The following is a 16,999-nucleotide window of genomic DNA, read 5'->3' as shown; positions in this document are numbered from 1 at the left end:
ATCAAGCTCGGCACCTGCCTCTGGCGTCTTACGGGTCTCCCTGTTTGGCCCTTTCGCCTTGATGATGCCGGACGGCGCTGAGGTTGTAATTTCCAATCGGCGTGCCCGCGCCCTTCTGGCCATGCTGTGCCTGTCACCAGGCGACGCGCTGGACCGTGATTACATCAGCAAGCTGCTCTGGCCCGGACGCTATCAGGCGCAGGCGCGCGCGAGCTTGCGGCAATGCCTGCTTAGCCTCGACAAGGCACTCGCGCCCCTCGTCAGCAAGGTCCTCGATACATCGCATGGCCGCATCGCGATCGATCCTTGCGGTTTGGAGAGCGATCTGGCGCAGCTGGAAGCCGGCCTGGCCGAGGTGGACGTCGCCAACGCATGCCGCTGGATCGAGGCGATAGGCAGCCGCCCGCTGCTCGACCAGATGCAACTGGGGGTTCCGTTCCAAAATTGGCTGACAAAGTGCCGCGAGACGGTCGACACCCGGTTGCAGGTCGCGGTCGAGCGGGCGCTGGCGGCGCTTGACCATGAAGGCGATTTTGCGGGCCGCGATCAACTTGCCAGGGCTTGGCAAGTCCGGACTCGCGCTCCGGCATGGCTGCGCGATGGCAAGCCGCGCATCGCGATATTGCCCTTGAAGCAGCATGACGCGGTCGGCGGCGCGTTCTTTCTCGCCGACGGAGTGGTCGATGAACTGACGTTTCGGCTCGCTGAGGTTTCCGCGCTGGCGCTGTTGGGCCGCACCTCCGTGCTGAATGTTGTCCAAGGCGGGGGGACGCTTCCTGCCATGGCCGACGCGCTTTCTGCGTCCCACTTGATCGAGGGTGACGTTCACCGTTTTGATGATGGCGTGCGCGTAAGCCTTCGGCTGATCGATGGCAGGTCGGGGGTAGAGATCTGGTCTGACCGGTATGACGGGACCGTTGCCGATGCCATCAGGTCACGCGCGATCATCGGCAGCCACTTCATAGCGGGGCTGTGTGGCGCGCTGGGCGTTGATGTTCTGCCCGCGCCCGTGCGTCGGATGACGACCAACCGCGATGCTTACGCGCTGTTTCTGCAGGGCCGTGAAATGACATTGCGGACGGCGGGAGAAGGCGTGATCGCCAAGGGGCAGGATATGCTCGAAAACGCGCTGCTGCTCGACCCGGACTTTGCGGAATGCTGGGCAGCACTTGCCGAAACGCACCTGTACGTGGCCGGTTTCACGTCCGCGACCAACCGCGTTGAACGTCTCCAGTCGATGGCTCAGGCTGCCCGCAAGGCGATATCGCTCGACCCGGCCCAGGGCCATGCGCGGGCGATGCTGGGTCTGTACGAGTTCATCAACCAAAATGCCGTGGGCGCGCTGGATCTTGTCTATGAAGCCCATCGGCTGGCACCCAATGATCTGAACGTGACGCTGCGGCTTGGAATCATTCTGGTGTATCTCGGTCGCGCCACTACGGCGTTGCCATATATCGAAGAGGTGGTGGCAGGCGACCCCGTACACGGGCGAAACTACGCCGCGTTGTGCGCCACCCATCTGTGCCTTGGGAACATCCAAGAGGCTATCGCTGCGGGCAAACGGATGGCCGATCTGGGGTTTCCTGCCTTCTGGCTGGCTTTGGCGCACGTCGCCAATCGAGAATATGACCGGGCCGTGCAGATTTATTGGGATATGCGCCTGCTCCTCGGTTCCACCTTCGCGTTACCACCAGGGATGACCGAGCTCACCGACGAGGCGCGCGATGCCTATTTCACCCTGACCTCACGGGGGGTGTGCAGCGGCGATCCGGAAGAACGCGCCAGATATTGCGGTACGCTCGATGTACTGCACCAAATCATGCCCGACCCGTATGACAACACGATCTCACACCCGGCGATATGGATGGGGCATGCCGAACTGGTCATGAAGATTTTCGGCGAGCAGACAACGGCGGTGAATGTCACCGGACTGATGGTGCTCTGGGCGGATTTCGACCCAATCAACCGCACGACCAAACATCCCGATTTCATGGCGTTTGCCGAACGGATGGGATTCGTCGCCGCATGGAACAAATATGGCTGGCCCGACCGCATGCCATGCGATCCAAGGCGGAATTGACGCTTTTTTGACGGTCCCTGCCATTGACGGTCCGCGCCTCACGCAGGCATCAAGGGCCATCGAAAATTGACGGACATTTCAACGCCATAAGGTTGGCCGGAAACACCCCGGGCGATCGTGGGCGGAGCTCTGCCTGTCGGAAATGGGGGGCTTCGTGGGCGCGGTCAAAAACCCGATGGACAGCGGCAATCTCGATACTGGCAGTGTCGCCGGATGCTTGGTTGACGCGTGGCGATATGTTGCCGGCCAGTTTCCAGGGCATGTTCTGGCCAATGTCGGCCCCGTGGCGGTCACCCTGTCACACACCGACTGCCCCTTCTTCAACATGATCACGCTCAGCGCGCCGCTTGAAAGCCAAGCGGCCCTCCGGCAGGCGATTGCGACCGCGCACGGCTATGCTGAGGCCTGTCCGCACGATGCCATGCTGCTGCTGTCACCTGACTGGTTGCCGGCGAACGGCGCGGCGATTCTTGCAGAGGCAGGCCTGGCCTACAGCATGAGCATGTGGGGTATGGCAGCCTTTGCGCTGGCCCCGGCGCGGCGCGATGAACCTGCGCTCGAATTCCGGTTCGCCAGCGATGAAGCGACGGCGCTCGATGTCGGGCGGGTCAATGCTGACGCCTATGGCATGCCGCACAACGCCTTTGCTGTGACCGGCACATTGCCCCGCTGGACGGGAACACAGGTCGCTGTCGTAGGCTATGAAGACGGGCGCGCGGTCACGGCCGCGCAGGCCTATCTGCTGGGCGCAGTGATCTACATTGCAATGGTCGCCACGCTGCCGGGGTTGCACGGCAGGGGCTATGGCGAGGCCGCCATGCGCCGCGCCATCGAGGCAGTGCAACACGTTGCGGGGCCGAAGCGCCTCTGGCTCCACGCCACCGAAATGGGCCGCCCGCTGTATCGCGCGATGGGGTTTGCGGACGGCGCGCAGATGGACCTCTACGCTTTTGCGCCGGCCCGGGCATGACCGTTCCTGCTCATCTGGCCCACATCGTCTACATGACACGCCGGTATGCGGCGATGATCGACTGGTATTGCACCGTCTTCAACGCGCACCCCGTGCACCGTGACCCGGCGCTCACCTTCCTCGCCTTCGACGAGGAGAACCACCGCTTCGCCATAGCCAATCTCGATGTGATGCGACCCGGCGGCGACGGCCGGCAGGGCGATATCGGGGTCAACCACACCGCCTTCACGTATGCCGGCGCCGGCGATCTGCTGGAAACCTATGCGCGGCTGAAGGCGCTGGGGATCACGCCCTATTGGCCGGTCCACCACGGCATGACGCTGTCGCTGTATTATCAGGACCCTGACGGCAACCGCATCGAGCTTCAAGCCGATGCGCTGGGCCCGCAAGATGCGATCGCGTATTTCGCCAGCCCGGCCTTCGCCGCCAATCCGATCGGCGTCGGGTACGATCCCGAGGCGCTGCTCGCCGATTACCGGGCGGGCGCAAGCGAGGCGGCGCTGCTGCGTCTCCCGACAGGCCCGCCCAGCCCGATCCCGAGCGAGCATGGGCTCTAGCATCCATTTTCACGCACTTTCGCAGAGGCAAGCCCAGGCACGGGCGAGCACAACAAGGGGAAAGACAATGAAACTGATCACAAAAACGATGATGACAGCCGTGATGCTGATCGCGGCGCCGGTCGCGCTGCCAGTGGCCGCAGCGGCGCAGGAGTTTCCGCTCGTCGCGGGTGAATATACCAGCCTGTCGGGAATCTTTGTCGAGGATGGCGGAACGCTAGCCTATGCGCAGTTCCTGGCCAGTGAATGGGCCAAGGAACAGGCGTTCGCCAAGTCCAAGGGCTGGATCAGCGACTACAAGATCTATGTCAACGTCGATGCCCGCGATGGCGAGCCCAACCTCTATCTCGCGTCGACCTATCGCGACATTCCCAACGGTCCCGAGATCGAGCGCCGCAACAAGGAATACATGGCCTGGATCAAAAAGAGCGACGAGCAGCTCGACGCCGAATCCGGCAACCGCGCCAAGTTCCGCAAGCTGCGCGGCACCATGATGCTGCAGGAATACACGCCGCGCTGACAAGCCCAGCGCAGCCAGTGCTTCGGCGGGCGGGGATTGCGACCCACCCGTCCGCCGGGGAAACGGGCAGCTATTTGCGAGGCAGGCTGCAATGCAGGATCTCAGGTACCTTCACCAATGCCCGCCACGGCGGCTGGCCGACGGCAGGACCGCCGAGCAATGGCGCATGCCCGATCTCCAGGGCTTGATGTCGCAGTTGCAGGCGCGACGCTCGTCGGCTCCAGGCCAGGATCGGACGCCCGGATGATCGCCGTCGCCGCTCCTCCCGCAGACGTATCGGTGGCATCGCCCGGATTTGCATCGGGCGATGACCGCAGCTTTTTCGGTCATCCCAAGGGATTGGCCTATCTCGCTTTCACCGAGGCGTGGGAGCGGTTCTCGTTCTACGGCATGTCGGCGCTGCTGCTGCTCTACATGATCCAGCGGCTGCTGACTCCTGAAGTGATGGGCGGCGTGCTGGGGCTCGGTGTCTTTCGCTCGGCGCTGGAAGGCATCACCGGGCCGCTGTCCGACCGCGCCTTCGCCAGCCAGGTCTACGGGCTGTATACCGGGCTGGTCTATTTCACGCCGATGTTCGGCGGCCTGCTCGCCGACCGGCTGCTTGGCCAACGGCGTACGGTGATGCTGGGCGCGGTGCTGATGGCGGCGGGCCATATTCTGATGGCCTTCGACGCCGGTTTCCTGACCGCATTGGCGCTGCTGATCCTCGGGTCGGGCTGCCTCAAGGGCAACATCTCGACCCAGGTGGGGCACCTGTATCCGCCCGGTGAGGAGAACCGCCGCACCCGGGCCTTTGCAATCTTCTCGGCGGCGATCAACGTCGGTGCGTTCGCCGGGCCGCTGATCTGCGCGATCGTCGCGCAGGCCTGGGGCTGGCACGCGGGCTTTGGCCTTGCCGGCGGGTTCATGCTGATCGCGCTGGTGATCTACGCAAAGGGTTGGCCGCATCTGCCACCCGATGTGAAACGCATCGGCGGCGGATCCAGGCCGCCGCCCATGACAAGCCACGACTGGCAGGTTGTGGCCGTGCTCGGAGCGATCAGCGCGATTCAGATTCCGGTCGTGATCGCTTATTACCAACAGACCAACATGGGGTTGCTGTTTATCGAGGAGTCGGTGACGCGCACCCTGTGGGGCTGGACCGTTCCGACCCCGGCTTTCGTCGCGCTCGACGGCCTGTTCTGTTTCTCGCTGGTGCCGCTGCTGATCCTGGGGTGGCGGTGGCAGGAGCGCAGGGGCCGCGAGCCCGGCGAGCAGGGCAAAATCGCGATCGGCTATCTGCTGACCGTGCTGGCCAACCTGCTCATGCTGCTCCCGGCAGGCTGGATCGATGCGGACGCCAGTCTGAAGGTTTCGATGATCTGGCCATTCCTGCTCAGCCTGCTCAACGGGGTCGGCTTTTTGTATTACTGGCCGACACTGCTAGCCCTTTTTTCGCGCGCGGCGCCGCGCGGGCTCAACGCGACGATGATGGGAGTCCTGTTCTTCTCGACCTTCGTCGGCAGCGTGCTGATGGGGGCGGTCGGCGGCTATTGGGGCGCAATGTCGCGCGTCGACTTCTACCTGCTCCACGCTGGGTTCGCAGCCGGTCCCCTGATCGCGATGCTGCTGATCGCGCGGCCTGCCACGCGCCTGCTTGCGCCCAGGGCGACCGCGCCATGAGCGATCCTGCGCGCTCGAAACCCCAGCTCGATCGGGTCGTCGGCGTGCCGGGGATCGCCTTTGCCGCCTTCAACTCTATGGTTGGGGTCGGTATCTTCAGCCTGCCGGGGCTGGTGGCGGGCCTGCTCGGTCCGGCGGCGATCATCGCCTATCTGGTCTGCGCGGTGCTGATCTGCCTGCTGGGGCTGTGCTTTGCCGAAGCAGGGAGCCGGGTGAAGGCAAGCGGCGGCCTTTATGCCTATGCCAGCGCGGCGTTCGGGCCGGTGGTCGGGGGTGTTGCCGGGATGCTCGCGCTGATAGCTGGCGCGATCGGCTCTGCGGCCGCACTGGCGCGGTTCTTCATCGACATCCTGGCGTCGATCTGGCCAGCGCTTGGTAACGGTGGCGCCAGTCTTGCACTGCTGATCGCCATTTATGGCACCCTGGCGCTGGTCAACATCGCGGGCGCCCGCGACGGTGCCCGGCTGACGGTCACCATCGGATTGCTCAAGCTGACGCCTCTGCTGGCGATCGTGCTGGTTGGCGTGTTCGCGATCGAGCCTGTCAATCTGGCATGGCCGGCCCCACCGCCGGTCGACAGGGTGGGCCAGGGTGCGATGATGCTGATGCTCGCCTTCATGGGCGTGGAATGCGGGCTGGGCCTGAGCGGAGAGGCGCGAGATCCAGCGCGCACCATTCCGCGCGCACTTGCACTGGCGCTCGGCGGTGTCGCGGGCTTGTACCTCGCGTTGCAGATCACCGCGCAAGGCGTGCTGGGTCCCGCGCTCGCGGGCACGGCCACGCCGCTGGCAGATGTCGCCGGCAAACTGGTCGGGCCGATGGGTGCCAGCCTGCTGCTGCTGGCAACGGCGATCTCGATCGGCGGTTTCATGGTCGCCGACATGTTTTCCTCCCCGCGCACCGCGTTCGCGCTGGCCGAGGCGGGGCAATTGCCGCGCTGGATCGCGCGGATCCATCCGACGCGCCACACGCCCAGCAATGCCATCGCCCTCTATGCGACGGCGGTCGTCCTTGTCAGCGCATCGGGGTCCTTCAAGCAACTCGTCGTGCTGACCGTCTCTGGAACGTTGCTGCTTTATCTTATCGTTTGCCTGGGCGTCCTGCGTTTGCGGGCGAAGGATGTGAAGCAGGCCGGTCCCCCGTTCGTCGCCCCCGGCGGGGCCTTTGTGCCAACCGCTGCTGCCGTCATCATCGTCTGGCTGCTCTCCACCCTGGCCGTGCGCGAGCTGGTGATGGGCGGTGCCTTCGTGCTGGCGACGGCTGTCATCTATCAGGCGCGCGAGCTCCGGAGCCGGGGCGCAACCGACCGTTCCACCGTCCCGGGTTCCTGAAAGGAAACGACGCAAGATGCCCTATCGCCATGCATGGTTCTGGTGTCTCGCAACCCTCGCGGTAACCGCGGTCGCATTTTGGCCGGGATATTTCTCGCAGCTCGGCACGGCGAAGGTCTCGTCGCACGTCCATGCCGTCACCGCGACAGCGTGGATCTTGCTGATCGCTGCACAGAGCTGGGCGATCGATACCGGTCGCCGCACGCTGCATCGCAGCCTGGGCCTTGCGATCTTTGTGATGGTGCCCTTGTTCTTCGTCGGGGGCGTTTGCGCGATGCACAGCATGGCGATCGCGACGGGGTCGGGGCAGGACGTGTTCTACAATGTCTGGGGTCCTTCGCTCGGCAGCTATGATCTTGTTGCCGCGTTGGGATTTCTCGCGCTCACGGCAATGGCGTTGAAAGACAGGCGCCGCGTCGCCCATCATTCGGGATGGTTGCTGGCGACGCCGTTGCTTCTCGTCGGCCCGATCCTCAGCCGCATATACCCCCGGTATGTGCCGGGGCTCAGCATGCAGGGACCGCAGGATTTTGAGATGTTCCGCTGGGGCATTCATCTGGGCGGACTGACGGCGATAGCGATAGCGCTGTGGCTGTGGTCGCGGCGTCGCAGAGACGGTGCGCCCTGGCTGGTCGCTGCTGCGATCAACCTGACGCAATTGTTCTTGTTCGAAACGCTCGGTTTCACTGTGGCGTGGAAGATCGTCTTTGTGGCTTTCGGCCATATTCCGATTGCGATGCTTTCGCTCGGCGCGGCCATCGCCGCCGCGGTCGCTCTCCGGTGGGGGTGGCGGGCTGTTCCTGCGCGCCGGACTGGGCTGGCCGAAGCCAAGACGTGAGCCACCCCAAGGCCGGCCGCGCTCGGGAACCGCACACCGCTCGCAGCCCGGTCAGCGATCGCTGCCTGCCGCAATACGATTCAGGCGATCGGCGCCATCTAGAATTTGAATGCAACCGAGCCGATGACCCTGCGGACCTGGCCGAGTGTCCCGATGATGATGTTGCCCGGCTCTCCAGGGTTCAGGCTGCCAGCGAAGTTGGGAAACTCCTGCACGTCGTTGAAGTACCGCTCGTCGAACAGGTTCTCGACCGTCACGCCCAGCTTGATCGAACCGAACTCCAACCCGGCCGACAGATCGGCGACGAAGAATGCAGGGTTTCGGAAGATCGGGTAGGCGTCGCCCGGTACATCAAAAAACTGGGCGTTGGTGGTGCTGGGTCCCTTGTAGCGGCCCTGCGCGCGCACGAAGAATTCCCCCGTTCCAACCGTGCCATCATATTCGAGCGCACCGCTGGCGCTGAACCTGGACACGTTGGGCGGCTGCGCACCCGCCAGCGATCGCCCGGTCACCGGCGAGACCACGCCGTTGTCCCATGACGCGTCGATCCATCCCGCACCACCTGTAAAGGTCAGCCCATCGACCAAGGCCCAGGTGAAGTCGAACTCAATGCCCTTCTGAATGGAATCGCCCACGTTGACCACACCCTCGACGAAGCCGCCCGTTGCCGGGTCCACCGCCTGAAGCTCGAACTGGCGGTCGCGATAGTCGATGTAAAAGGCAGCGATGGTGAACACGAGCGCATCGTCGAGCAGCCGGCCCTTGTAGCCGACCTCGATCTGGTCCGCAGTCTCCTTGTCGTAGCCCAGCAACGTCGGCGCTCCGGTCAGGTTGGTGAGCGAAAAGTCCGCAGGCTCGAACCCTTGCGAGAAATTGGCGTAGACCAGTGACGTCTTGTCGGGACTCGACCACGCTATCGACGCGCGGCCCAGCACCACCGTCTCGCTGGCGACGCCCGACAGCCCGGTGTCGAGATTGGATCGGCGCGATCTGGTGCGGTCGATGCGCAGCCCGCCGCCCAGCTCAAACCCGCCGCCCAGGTCATACGAGGCATTGACGAACCCGGCGATCTGCTCGCGCGTGCGACGGCTGACCTCGAAGGGCACTTCGGCCTGGACCACATCATCCTGCTGGCTCAGCGGTCCGCACGTGCCGGGGTCAAGGTAGCAAAATCCTTCGCGGATGATCAGCACGCTGTCGAGATCGCGGTCGATATGCGCATAATAGCCGCCGATCTGCCAGACGAACGGCCCGCTATCATCGGATGACAGGCGCAACTCCTGGGTGAAGACCGTGAAATCTTCTGGCCTGAACAGGTCGAGGACGAATTCCGGCTGAATGTCGAGATCGGTCTGGCGCCGTGACCGGGTTTCGGACCAGGAGGTGATCGACTGGATTGCCAGATCGCCCACCGGAATATCGATATGGCCGGTCAAACCGAAGGTCTCGCGGTTATTACGCGGATTGTAGCTGGTATCGACGAGACGGCTGTAGCGGAAATTGCCGTCGAGTTCGCTAATCCACGGGTCGTTCGGCGCATCGAGCTCGTTGTATCGCGCGGTCAGGTAGATCTCTGCTCCATCAAGATCGCCATAAAGCGCCAGGCGTGCGCCATATTGTTCACGCCTGCCGATGTCCGCACTCGCGTCGGCCCGGCGCCCATTCTGGCGCGGGGTGCGAGGATTGGTCAAAAAGCCGTCGTCGGTCTCGGCATAGCCGAACATCTTCACCGCCCAGGTCTCGCTCAAGGGCAGGTTGAGCTCCAACTGGCCGTCAAAGAAGTTGAAACTGCCCGCGCGCGCGACGATCTGGCCGGACAGCTCGCTCGGGTCGGGACGCTTGCTGACAAACTTGACCGCGCCGCCGATATTCGATCCGCCGTAGAGAATTCCCTGCGGCCCCTTGAGCACCTCGATCCGCTCAAGATCGCCAAACCGGGATGCGGCATCGGCAAAGAGCTGAACATCGTCGAGATAGAAGCCCACGCCCTGCGTGTTGCCAAACCCACCCAGACCGCGGACGGTGACGTTGGGAAATCCGTCGGTGCGCGTGCTCAGCTGGAGGTTGGGCACCGCAAGGCCGATGTCGTCGATGTCCTGGATATTGGCGCGCTCAATCTGCGCCTCACCAAAAGCGTTCACCGTCTCTGGAACCTCCAGCGTCGATTCCGCCCGCTTGCGGGCCGTCACCACAATCGCGCCGGGATAGGCCTGCTCGCGCTCAGCGGCCGCCGCACCATCCTGCGCAAATACGGGGGTGACGGGAGCGAGCGCGAGCAGGGGCAATGCCGATGCACTCAATAGCGCAGCGCGCATGACGCTAGCTGGACGCGGAACGGTGGTGTGTGGCATGCCTCTCTCCCTCAACGTATTTTCTGGGAGAATGCCGGGTTCGTGTGCGCCGTGCTGCGCATTGCGTGCAATCTGGCGAGTGCAAAAGTGAAGATGGCCGGCCGTTGACCTAGCCCGCCAATGCTTTCGCGCGCAATTCGCTGGGTGTCATGCCGAACGTGCTGCGGCACTTGCGTCCGAAATGTGCGACATTGGAAAAGCCCCAGGAAAATGCGATCTCGGTGATGCTGCGATGGGCGAAGGCAGGGTTGACCAGATCACGCCTGCATCGCTCGAGCCTTTCGCCAACCACATATCTCCAGGGCGTGCATGCGTCCGCCTCGAACAACCAGTGCAGATAGCGCAGCGACATCCGGCATTCGGCGGCAATATCGTTGAGGTTCAGCTCAGGATCGCGCAATCGCCGCAGAATCCGGGACTTGACGAGCTCAAGCTGGGCAATCCGGTGGTTGCCTTCCGAAGGCTTGGTGGGGACAGCGGCGACCAGCATCGCAATCGCAGCCTCGATCAGCGCATTGTAGCGCATCGGATTGTGGACATAATCGATCTGCGAAATTGACCGGACATAGCCTGCCAGCATCTCCGTCCCCGGATCACCGCCACGCAGATGACGCGGAAGATCGCGCCAACCGGTTGGCATCCAGTCCTTGAGGCGCTGAAGAGGCAGCACCAGCGACAGCTTGTGGAGCGGTTCCAGCACTTCAAAGCGCATCGGCTGGGTGTTGTCCCATACGAAGATATCGCCCGAATTGAGCGTCGCTTCCTGCTCTCCGAGCCGCATATACTCGCGGCCTGATAACACCAGCTGGATTGTGAGCTGTTCGTTTTCGACATCGGCCGTATCGCGGCGAGACCGGGTGGCTCCACACGGGTCGCAGCGGCAATCGACCACGGCGATGCTTGGCAGCGTCTGCATTCTGACAGAGGCTGCAAAGCTACGGTGCGCGGCGAGATCGGCCCGCCATGTGCCGAACGTCTGGTTCAGCTTGTGCACCCAGTCGTCGTAATTTTCGGCCATGCTGTGTGCGGCACCGACGACGGGCCCGCGTGCGCTCTCGATATTGGACGCCATGACATCCTCCCCCACCCCGTCGAGCACTCGTATCGCCAAACGCAACGGAATTGGCCGGTGCCGATCGAATCAGTAACTCGCATACTGCGCTCAAAAATCCAAACCGGCAAATCGGCCCCATCCGATCATGCCCAATTCCTGTGTCTGGAAGTCCGTCCGACGCCGGGGTTGAGCGAATTCGTTGGGTCCAGCCGACGATAGAATTCGACGACATGGTCCGGAGCTTCATATAGGTGCCCGAAACTGTGTTCAGCCGGCATCTGGCCGCCACCCGCTTCGACAAGAGTTTTCACTTCGGCTTCGAAAGCGCTGCGGTCCACCCCCGGTTGCAGCAGGAAATCGCAGTGAAAGACGTGGCACAGGAAATGGCCATAATCCGCGCGCAGCCTGACCTGCCGCCCCAATCCATGTGGCAGTTCGAGGCGGAAGTTGCGTGCGTTGCGGGGAAGCGCGATGTCCAGCGCGGCAAGATCGCCCTTTTCAGGCGCGAGATCGCGATACCGCACCCCCGCCCCGGCGACCGCAAAACGCACGCGCAGCGCGGCGGCGGCTTCACCCGCGCTGAGCTCTCGCACCACCAGGTCATTGCCGCGCGCGGCCACCACCCGTCGCACTGGCTCCACCGCCGCATCGGCGGCAGTCAGCAGCAGAACGTGTTCATGGTCGCAGAACAGTTTCAAGACATTTGCGGGCAACGGGCCAGGCGCGATCTGCCCCATCCCCTGCGCCAGCCTGTCGGTTGCGCGCTTGCCGATGACCGAGGCTAGCCGCTTTTGTGCGCGCAATATCTGCGGCATCGCGCGCGCGCCGAACATTCGCAGCATCACGGCGACATCATTGCCGTGCGACAGCGCCAGTGCGGTGGCGTCGCGGTGCATGTACTCGCACTGCCTGGGCAGGGGATGGGCTGGATCAAGCAGCGCCAACCGAAGCTCTGCCAACGCATCGGCATCATCGGTGGCTACCAGGAACGTCTGCTCGCGGGCAGGCGCTGGAAAGGTGGGCACGCGCACCGCAAACACGATCACCTTGCCGGCGCTGCCCGATGCATCGCGCAGCCCGCGCGGATCGGCATTGTACCGCGCCGGGGTGGGCTCGCGGACCTGCCTGACGTGATGCTCGTACGGGTGGCCGGGCGGGTCCATGCGCGCCACGGGCGCGAACGCCCCGGCTTCGAGATCGGAGAGGATCGCCTCGGCGTCGCCATCGAGATCCATGCCAAGCTCATTGATAAGCTGCAGCGATCCATCCGCGCCGACGCGGGCAAAAAGCGCCCGATCGCTGAAAGCGGGGCCGCGCTCGACCAGCGCTCCGCCCGAATTGTTGCAGATGCCGCCGACAACCGACGCACCGATGCAGCTCGACCCGATGACCGAATGCGAAACGCGGCCATGGCCGGCGATGGCCCGCTCCAGCTGCGTCAGGGTGCTCCCGGCAAGGCAGATGGCTTCCGATCCATCCGCGATCGGAAAGACCCCGCCCAGCCGCTGCGTCGAAATCACCACAACCGGGCGGTCATAATCGCCATGGGGCGTCGAGCCCCCGGTGAGTCCTGTGTTGGCGGCCTGGACGATGATGATCGTCCCACGCTGCGCACAGAAGCGCGCGACCCGCCAAAGCTCGACCAGACTGCCCGGTAGCGCCACCGCCGCTGCGCGGCCTGATCCATGACGGTATCCGGTGGTGTAGGCCCGCGCGCGCGCATAGTCCTGCAAAACGTGACGATGCCCGATGATCGCGCTCAGCCCGCGTCGCAATTCCTCATAGGCGTTATCCAGCTTGCGAGGCCTCCCAGGCCGCCTGTGCGCTGTCCCAGGTGACCAGCGCGATGGTCTGGCCACCGGGCGCGTCGGTAAACTGCAGCGGGCCCAGGAATGTCATGTAGAACTCCGAATCCACGGGGAAATAGGTCCTTCCGTGGAAGGCACTGGTCGCCTCATAGCCATAAGCGGGAGCCACCACGGTGTCACCGCCATCCTCGGACCCGCCACGCACCTCCATCTTGCCCTTGGTGAGATAATATTCGCCCGGGCCGATATGGTGGTGGCTGTTGAACGAAGACCCCGCCGGGCATTCGAAAATGGCAGCCCAGGACCCGAGCTCGGGGGCGACATTCAGGAGCTTCCACCGGATACCACCGGCGCTCAGTGCTTCGGGAAATGGTACCCAGGCGACTTTGTCGAGTTCCACGGCACGGCATTCTACCGGTGAAAAGCTGCGATTCATTGTTCCACTCCCTTTGTGCGTTGCCGGTCAGCCGACCGATGCCACAACCTGCGCGATATCGCGGCTGCTCAAGATCTCGATCCAGTATCCGTCGGGGTCCTTGATAAAGGCGATGCCCTTCATCTTGCCGTCGCCGGGCCGCTTGACGAACTCCACACCCAGCCCCTCGAACCGCGCGCAGGCGGCGTCGACATCAGGCACGCAAAATCCGATATGGCCAAAGCCCTGGGGCGCAGCGTTGCCATCGTGATACACGGCGCCCTGCTGGCTTTCCGTGCCCCAATTGTGGGTCAGCTCAAGCATGGCGGGCTGGCCGAAAGCGTGAACGAACCGGTCGCCCTCGGTCGCCGGATAGGCCTCCGGGCCATCGATATAGCCCATGAAATACAGGGTGAAAGCAAACGCCTCGAACGGGATAGCCTTGACCAGCTGCATCCCCATGACGTCGCGATAAAACGCAACCGACACCTCCGGGTCCTTCACCCGCAGCATCGTCTGGTTAAAGACGTAGCCGCCGGTTTCGGGCGCTGGAGCGCGATAGCGCTCGTCGATTTGGCTCAACTGCATGGGTGCAAGATAGGCAAATTTTGCCCCCCCTTCTTGCCCCTGTGTGCAGACGGGTACGACCAATCGCGCAAGCCAACCTGGAAAAGGTGCTCAGGCCGAGACCTTGTCGATGATCACGCGCCTGCATCTCGGCTTCAGGCCGCCGCTTGCGGTCCAAACCCGCAACAAGAGGACCGGGCTACACCGCGATCCCGTTATGGCGCAGCTTCGATTGAGGCGACCTCGTCGGTGTGAACCAGGAAAGACGTGATCTTTGCAGGTCCGAACGCCGTGGTGAGCGCGGTGTCGGTCGCATCACGACCACGCGCCATCAGGATGCGGCCGATACGCGGCCGATTGTGGCGCGCATCGTAGGTGTACCAATCACCGTCGATATAGGCATCGAACCAGGCGGAAAAGTCCATCGGTGCATCGACGGGCGGGATGCCGATATCGCCGAGATAGCCGGTGCAATAGCGAGCAGGGATGTTCATGCAGCGACACAGCGTGATCGCAAGATGGGCGAAGTCACGACATACGCCCTGCTTCTCCTGATAGGCGTTCCAGGCGGTCTTGTCCGAGCGCGCATGTTCATAGCCGAACTTGATATGATTGTGGACAAACGCCACGATCGCATCGACGCGGTCGCGCGCGGACGCGAATTGGCTGAATTCGGCCCAGGCGACGCCCATCAAGCGATCGGTCTCGCAATAGCGGCTGCCAAGCAGATAGATCAGGATGTCATCGGGAAGCTCCTCGACCGGTGTCGGTGGCGCGTCGGGAGCGGAAATATCTTCGAGACCGCTGTCCTCGACCACGAAATCGGCCGACAGGGTGACGCCGCCCGCCGGAACGGTGAGCCGGGTGCAGATGTTGCCGAAGCTGTCCTCGTAATTGTAGATTGGAATGATCGGTGTGGTCTCGATCTGCTGCGGAGTCTGCAGGTCCTTCTGCCGCGACGGATGGATGCTGAGCATCGCCATCATCGGCGTCGCACTGGCGGTTTCAAAATGTATTTCAAATCCAGCTCTGATCAGCACGTTTCCGAATTCCTCATATTGCCGGTACTCCGGGTGTTGGTGGCTCCGCCTGAACGGTTGGCAGGATCGCTTCCGGTTTCGGTTTCCACCACGTCGACCGTCACGTCCATGCCGAGGTAGCTGGCAGGAAAACCGCTCCAGCTCCCCGAAAGAGGCACCGCCTGATAGGGATCGCGCGCGACCGCGACGCGAACGAGACCGCGACTGCCGACGATGCCGTTGGTGGGGTCGAATTCGATCCAGCCCGAGCCGGGAAGGAACACGCGCACCCAGGCATGGGTGTTGCCACCGCCGACGCGACCTTCGCTGCGGCCGGGGCTATAGAGATATCCCGATACGAAACGGGCCGCCAGTCCGAGCGCCCGGACCGCCTCGATCATGAGGACAGCGAAGTCGCGGCACGTCCCCTGACGCAAGGTCAGCGTTTCAATCGGCGACTGCGTCCCCTTCTCGTGCCGCGGCACATAGGTGAAGTGCTGCTTGATCGTCGTCGCCATGTCGGTGAGCAACGCGAGCGTGTCGGTGGGTCCGTCCTTGCGCAGAAAATCGTTCGCCCATCTATCGATCACCCGTCCGACATCGAGATATTGGCGTTCGATCGAGCGCAGGAGATCGGGCATGTCCTCGGAGGCATAAGTGAAGGGGAAATGGCGGGCATAATCCTGGATGTCGATCTGCTCGCGTTCGAGCGGCGCATGATCGAGGGTCATCTCGCTCACGACCTTCAGACTCTTTGCGCGGGTATCGAACAAGGCGATGGCGACCGAATTGCCGAGCACATCATGCAACCATCGCAACTCGCTCGGCCGGGGCGAGATATCGAGGTCGGCCTTCACCAGGCGCTGGTCGAAACTCTCGCGCGGCCTCATCATGATCCTGTGTGCGCCGAAGGCCACCGGTTGGCGATACCGATATTCGGTCGTATGGCGGATCGTGAGCAAGGGCATGAAAGGCTTTCATGGTGACGCTTCTTGAAAACCCCCTCCTCGGGGCAGCCGATCCTGCGCCAGCTAGGCTCTTCAACGCGGGCGGACGGTCTCCGTTCCTTATCGTCGGCGATCACGCCGGAAACGCGATTCCGCAGCATTTGGGGACCTTGGGGCTGCGGGAGGCCGACCGCGTGCGCCACATCGCGTGGGACATCGGCGTGTACGCCCTCGGGAAGGCGCTCGCCCAAGCCCTCGATGCGCCTTTCATTTTTCAACACTATTCGCGGCTCGTCATCGACTGCAACCGCGACCCCGATCATCCTGATGCGGCGCCCGCCGTGTCGGACGGTAGCGCAATCCCGGGGAATGCCGCGCTCACGGCAGATCGCCTCGGCGCCCGGGCTGCAGCCATCCATGCGCCTTATCATGCGCGGATCGCGGCAGAGCTGGCTCGCCGCTCCGCTGCGGCGCAGCCGACGATACTTCTCGCGCTGCACAGCTTCACCCCCACGCTGGGCGGCACATCACGCCCATGGCACGTCGGCATCCTCTACGACGGGGGGGACACGCGTTTTGCGAAGGCACTGCTCGCAGACCTCGCCGCGCGCCCGGACATTACCGTCGGCGACAACGAGCACTATCGGATGGATGCTACTGACTACAGCGTGCCGCGACACGCCTACGCGGCCGGCCTGCCGTATGCCGAGATCGAAATCCGGCAGGACCTTCTTGCCGACGATGCCGGCGTCGCAGCTTGGAGCCTTACGCTCTGCTCGGCTTGCAAAACGGCGTTGAACGGGATCGCATCGGCAGGCGCGGCGGCCTAGCACCGCCACGCCGATCGCTCTGCTCGAGAATGTCCGCAAGCGCAAAGCCG

The 16,999-nt window shown here is 63.6% G+C and carries 15 protein-coding genes; 8 read left to right on the top strand and 7 right to left on the bottom strand.

Features of this window, described 5'->3' with window-relative positions:
* The first annotated feature begins 58 nt into the window (after positions 1 to 58).
* The 7 genes from QUV11_RS14315 to QUV11_RS14285 all read left to right on the top strand — a co-directional run bounded on the left by QUV11_RS14315 (position 59) and on the right by QUV11_RS14285 (position 7,958).
* A complete protein-coding gene (locus tag QUV11_RS14315) occupies positions 59 to 2,080 on the top strand; it encodes a hypothetical protein (RefSeq protein ID WP_300883571.1) in 2,022 nt (673 codons plus the stop codon).
* A gap of 154 nt (positions 2,081 to 2,234) precedes the next feature.
* Positions 2,235 to 3,050: a GNAT family N-acetyltransferase gene (locus QUV11_RS14310; protein ID WP_300883570.1), complete on the top strand. Its 816-nt coding sequence runs from the start codon at positions 2,235 to 2,237 to the stop codon at positions 3,048 to 3,050.
* Positions 3,047 to 3,607, top strand: coding sequence for a VOC family protein (locus tag QUV11_RS14305; RefSeq protein ID WP_300883569.1), 561 nt, complete (start codon positions 3,047 to 3,049; stop codon positions 3,605 to 3,607). The genes QUV11_RS14310 and QUV11_RS14305 overlap by 4 nt, the downstream gene beginning before the upstream one ends.
* A gap of 67 nt (positions 3,608 to 3,674) precedes the next feature.
* Positions 3,675 to 4,127: a hypothetical protein gene (locus QUV11_RS14300; RefSeq protein ID WP_300883568.1), complete on the top strand. Its 453-nt coding sequence runs from the start codon at positions 3,675 to 3,677 to the stop codon at positions 4,125 to 4,127.
* Positions 4,128 to 4,286: 159 nt separating this feature from the next.
* A complete protein-coding gene (locus QUV11_RS14295; protein ID WP_300883567.1) occupies positions 4,287 to 5,789 on the top strand; it encodes a peptide MFS transporter in 1,503 nt (500 codons plus the stop codon).
* Positions 5,786 to 7,120 (top strand): APC family permease, encoded by a 1,335-nt coding sequence (locus QUV11_RS14290; RefSeq protein ID WP_300883566.1) that lies wholly within the window; start codon positions 5,786 to 5,788, stop codon positions 7,118 to 7,120. The genes QUV11_RS14295 and QUV11_RS14290 overlap by 4 nt, the downstream gene beginning before the upstream one ends.
* A 16-nt stretch (positions 7,121 to 7,136) precedes the next feature.
* Positions 7,137 to 7,958 (top strand): hypothetical protein, encoded by an 822-nt coding sequence (locus QUV11_RS14285; RefSeq protein ID WP_300883565.1) that lies wholly within the window; start codon positions 7,137 to 7,139, stop codon positions 7,956 to 7,958.
* Positions 7,959 to 8,056: 98 nt separating this feature from the next.
* Here QUV11_RS14285 and QUV11_RS14280 read toward each other — a convergent pair whose 3' ends face one another.
* From QUV11_RS14280 to QUV11_RS14250, 7 genes are all read right to left on the bottom strand, one after another.
* Positions 8,057 to 10,309 carry a TonB-dependent receptor gene (locus QUV11_RS14280; protein ID WP_300883564.1) on the bottom strand — a complete coding sequence of 751 codons (2,253 nt, stop codon included), beginning with the start codon at positions 10,307 to 10,309 and terminating at the stop codon, positions 8,057 to 8,059.
* A gap of 109 nt (positions 10,310 to 10,418) precedes the next feature.
* Positions 10,419 to 11,381, bottom strand: a complete 963-nt coding sequence (locus QUV11_RS14275; RefSeq protein ID WP_300883562.1) for a helix-turn-helix domain-containing protein — start codon at positions 11,379 to 11,381, stop codon at positions 10,419 to 10,421.
* Between the two features lie 125 nt (positions 11,382 to 11,506).
* On the bottom strand, positions 11,507 to 13,138 hold the full coding sequence (gene dld, locus QUV11_RS14270; protein ID WP_300883561.1) for a D-lactate dehydrogenase: 1,632 nt from the start codon (positions 13,136 to 13,138) through the stop codon (positions 11,507 to 11,509).
* A 13-nt stretch (positions 13,139 to 13,151) separates the two neighbouring features.
* Positions 13,152 to 13,571, bottom strand: a complete 420-nt coding sequence (locus tag QUV11_RS14265) for a hypothetical protein (protein WP_300883560.1) — start codon at positions 13,569 to 13,571, stop codon at positions 13,152 to 13,154.
* A gap of 63 nt (positions 13,572 to 13,634) precedes the next feature.
* Entirely contained in the window at positions 13,635 to 14,099 is a 465-nt protein-coding gene (gloA, locus tag QUV11_RS14260; RefSeq protein ID WP_367279863.1) for a lactoylglutathione lyase, read from the bottom strand.
* Positions 14,100 to 14,368: 269 nt separating this feature from the next.
* A complete protein-coding gene (locus QUV11_RS14255; protein ID WP_300883558.1) occupies positions 14,369 to 15,193 on the bottom strand; it encodes a transglutaminase family protein in 825 nt (274 codons plus the stop codon).
* Entirely contained in the window at positions 15,187 to 16,140 is a 954-nt protein-coding gene (locus tag QUV11_RS14250) for a transglutaminase family protein (RefSeq protein WP_300883557.1), read from the bottom strand. Before QUV11_RS14250 ends, QUV11_RS14255 begins: the two co-directional genes overlap by 7 nt.
* Positions 16,141 to 16,151: 11 nt before the next feature.
* Here QUV11_RS14250 and QUV11_RS14245 point away from each other — a divergent pair, with 11 nt between their 5' ends.
* A complete protein-coding gene (locus QUV11_RS14245) occupies positions 16,152 to 16,949 on the top strand; it encodes an N-formylglutamate amidohydrolase (RefSeq protein WP_300883556.1) in 798 nt (265 codons plus the stop codon).
* The last annotated feature ends 50 nt before the right edge of the window (positions 16,950 to 16,999 follow it).

This window comes from Blastomonas sp., from assembly GCF_030373265.1.
In the GTDB taxonomy this organism is placed as follows: domain Bacteria; phylum Pseudomonadota; class Alphaproteobacteria; order Sphingomonadales; family Sphingomonadaceae; genus Blastomonas.
This window is presented reverse-complemented; position numbering and strand designations above follow the sequence as displayed.

Coding starts and splice junctions, on each gene's coding strand:
- QUV11_RS14305 (WP_300883569.1), top strand. CDS start 3,047: ATGACCGTTCCTGCTCATCTGGCCCACATCGTCTACATGACACGCCGG.
- QUV11_RS14300 (WP_300883568.1), top strand. CDS start 3,675: ATGAAACTGATCACAAAAACGATGATGACAGCCGTGATGCTGATCGCG.
- QUV11_RS14295 (WP_300883567.1), top strand. CDS start 4,287: ATGGCGCATGCCCGATCTCCAGGGCTTGATGTCGCAGTTGCAGGCGCG.
- QUV11_RS14290 (WP_300883566.1), top strand. CDS start 5,786: ATGAGCGATCCTGCGCGCTCGAAACCCCAGCTCGATCGGGTCGTCGGC.
- QUV11_RS14285 (WP_300883565.1), top strand. CDS start 7,137: ATGCCCTATCGCCATGCATGGTTCTGGTGTCTCGCAACCCTCGCGGTA.
- QUV11_RS14280 (WP_300883564.1), bottom strand. CDS start 10,309: ATGCCACACACCACCGTTCCGCGTCCAGCTAGCGTCATGCGCGCTGCG.
- QUV11_RS14275 (WP_300883562.1), bottom strand. CDS start 11,381: ATGGCGTCCAATATCGAGAGCGCACGCGGGCCCGTCGTCGGTGCCGCA.
- gloA (WP_367279863.1), bottom strand. CDS start 14,099: ATGCTGCGGGTGAAGGACCCGGAGGTGTCGGTTGCGTTTTATCGCGAC.
- QUV11_RS14250 (WP_300883557.1), bottom strand. CDS start 16,140: ATGCCCTTGCTCACGATCCGCCATACGACCGAATATCGGTATCGCCAA.
- QUV11_RS14245 (WP_300883556.1), top strand. CDS start 16,152: ATGGTGACGCTTCTTGAAAACCCCCTCCTCGGGGCAGCCGATCCTGCG.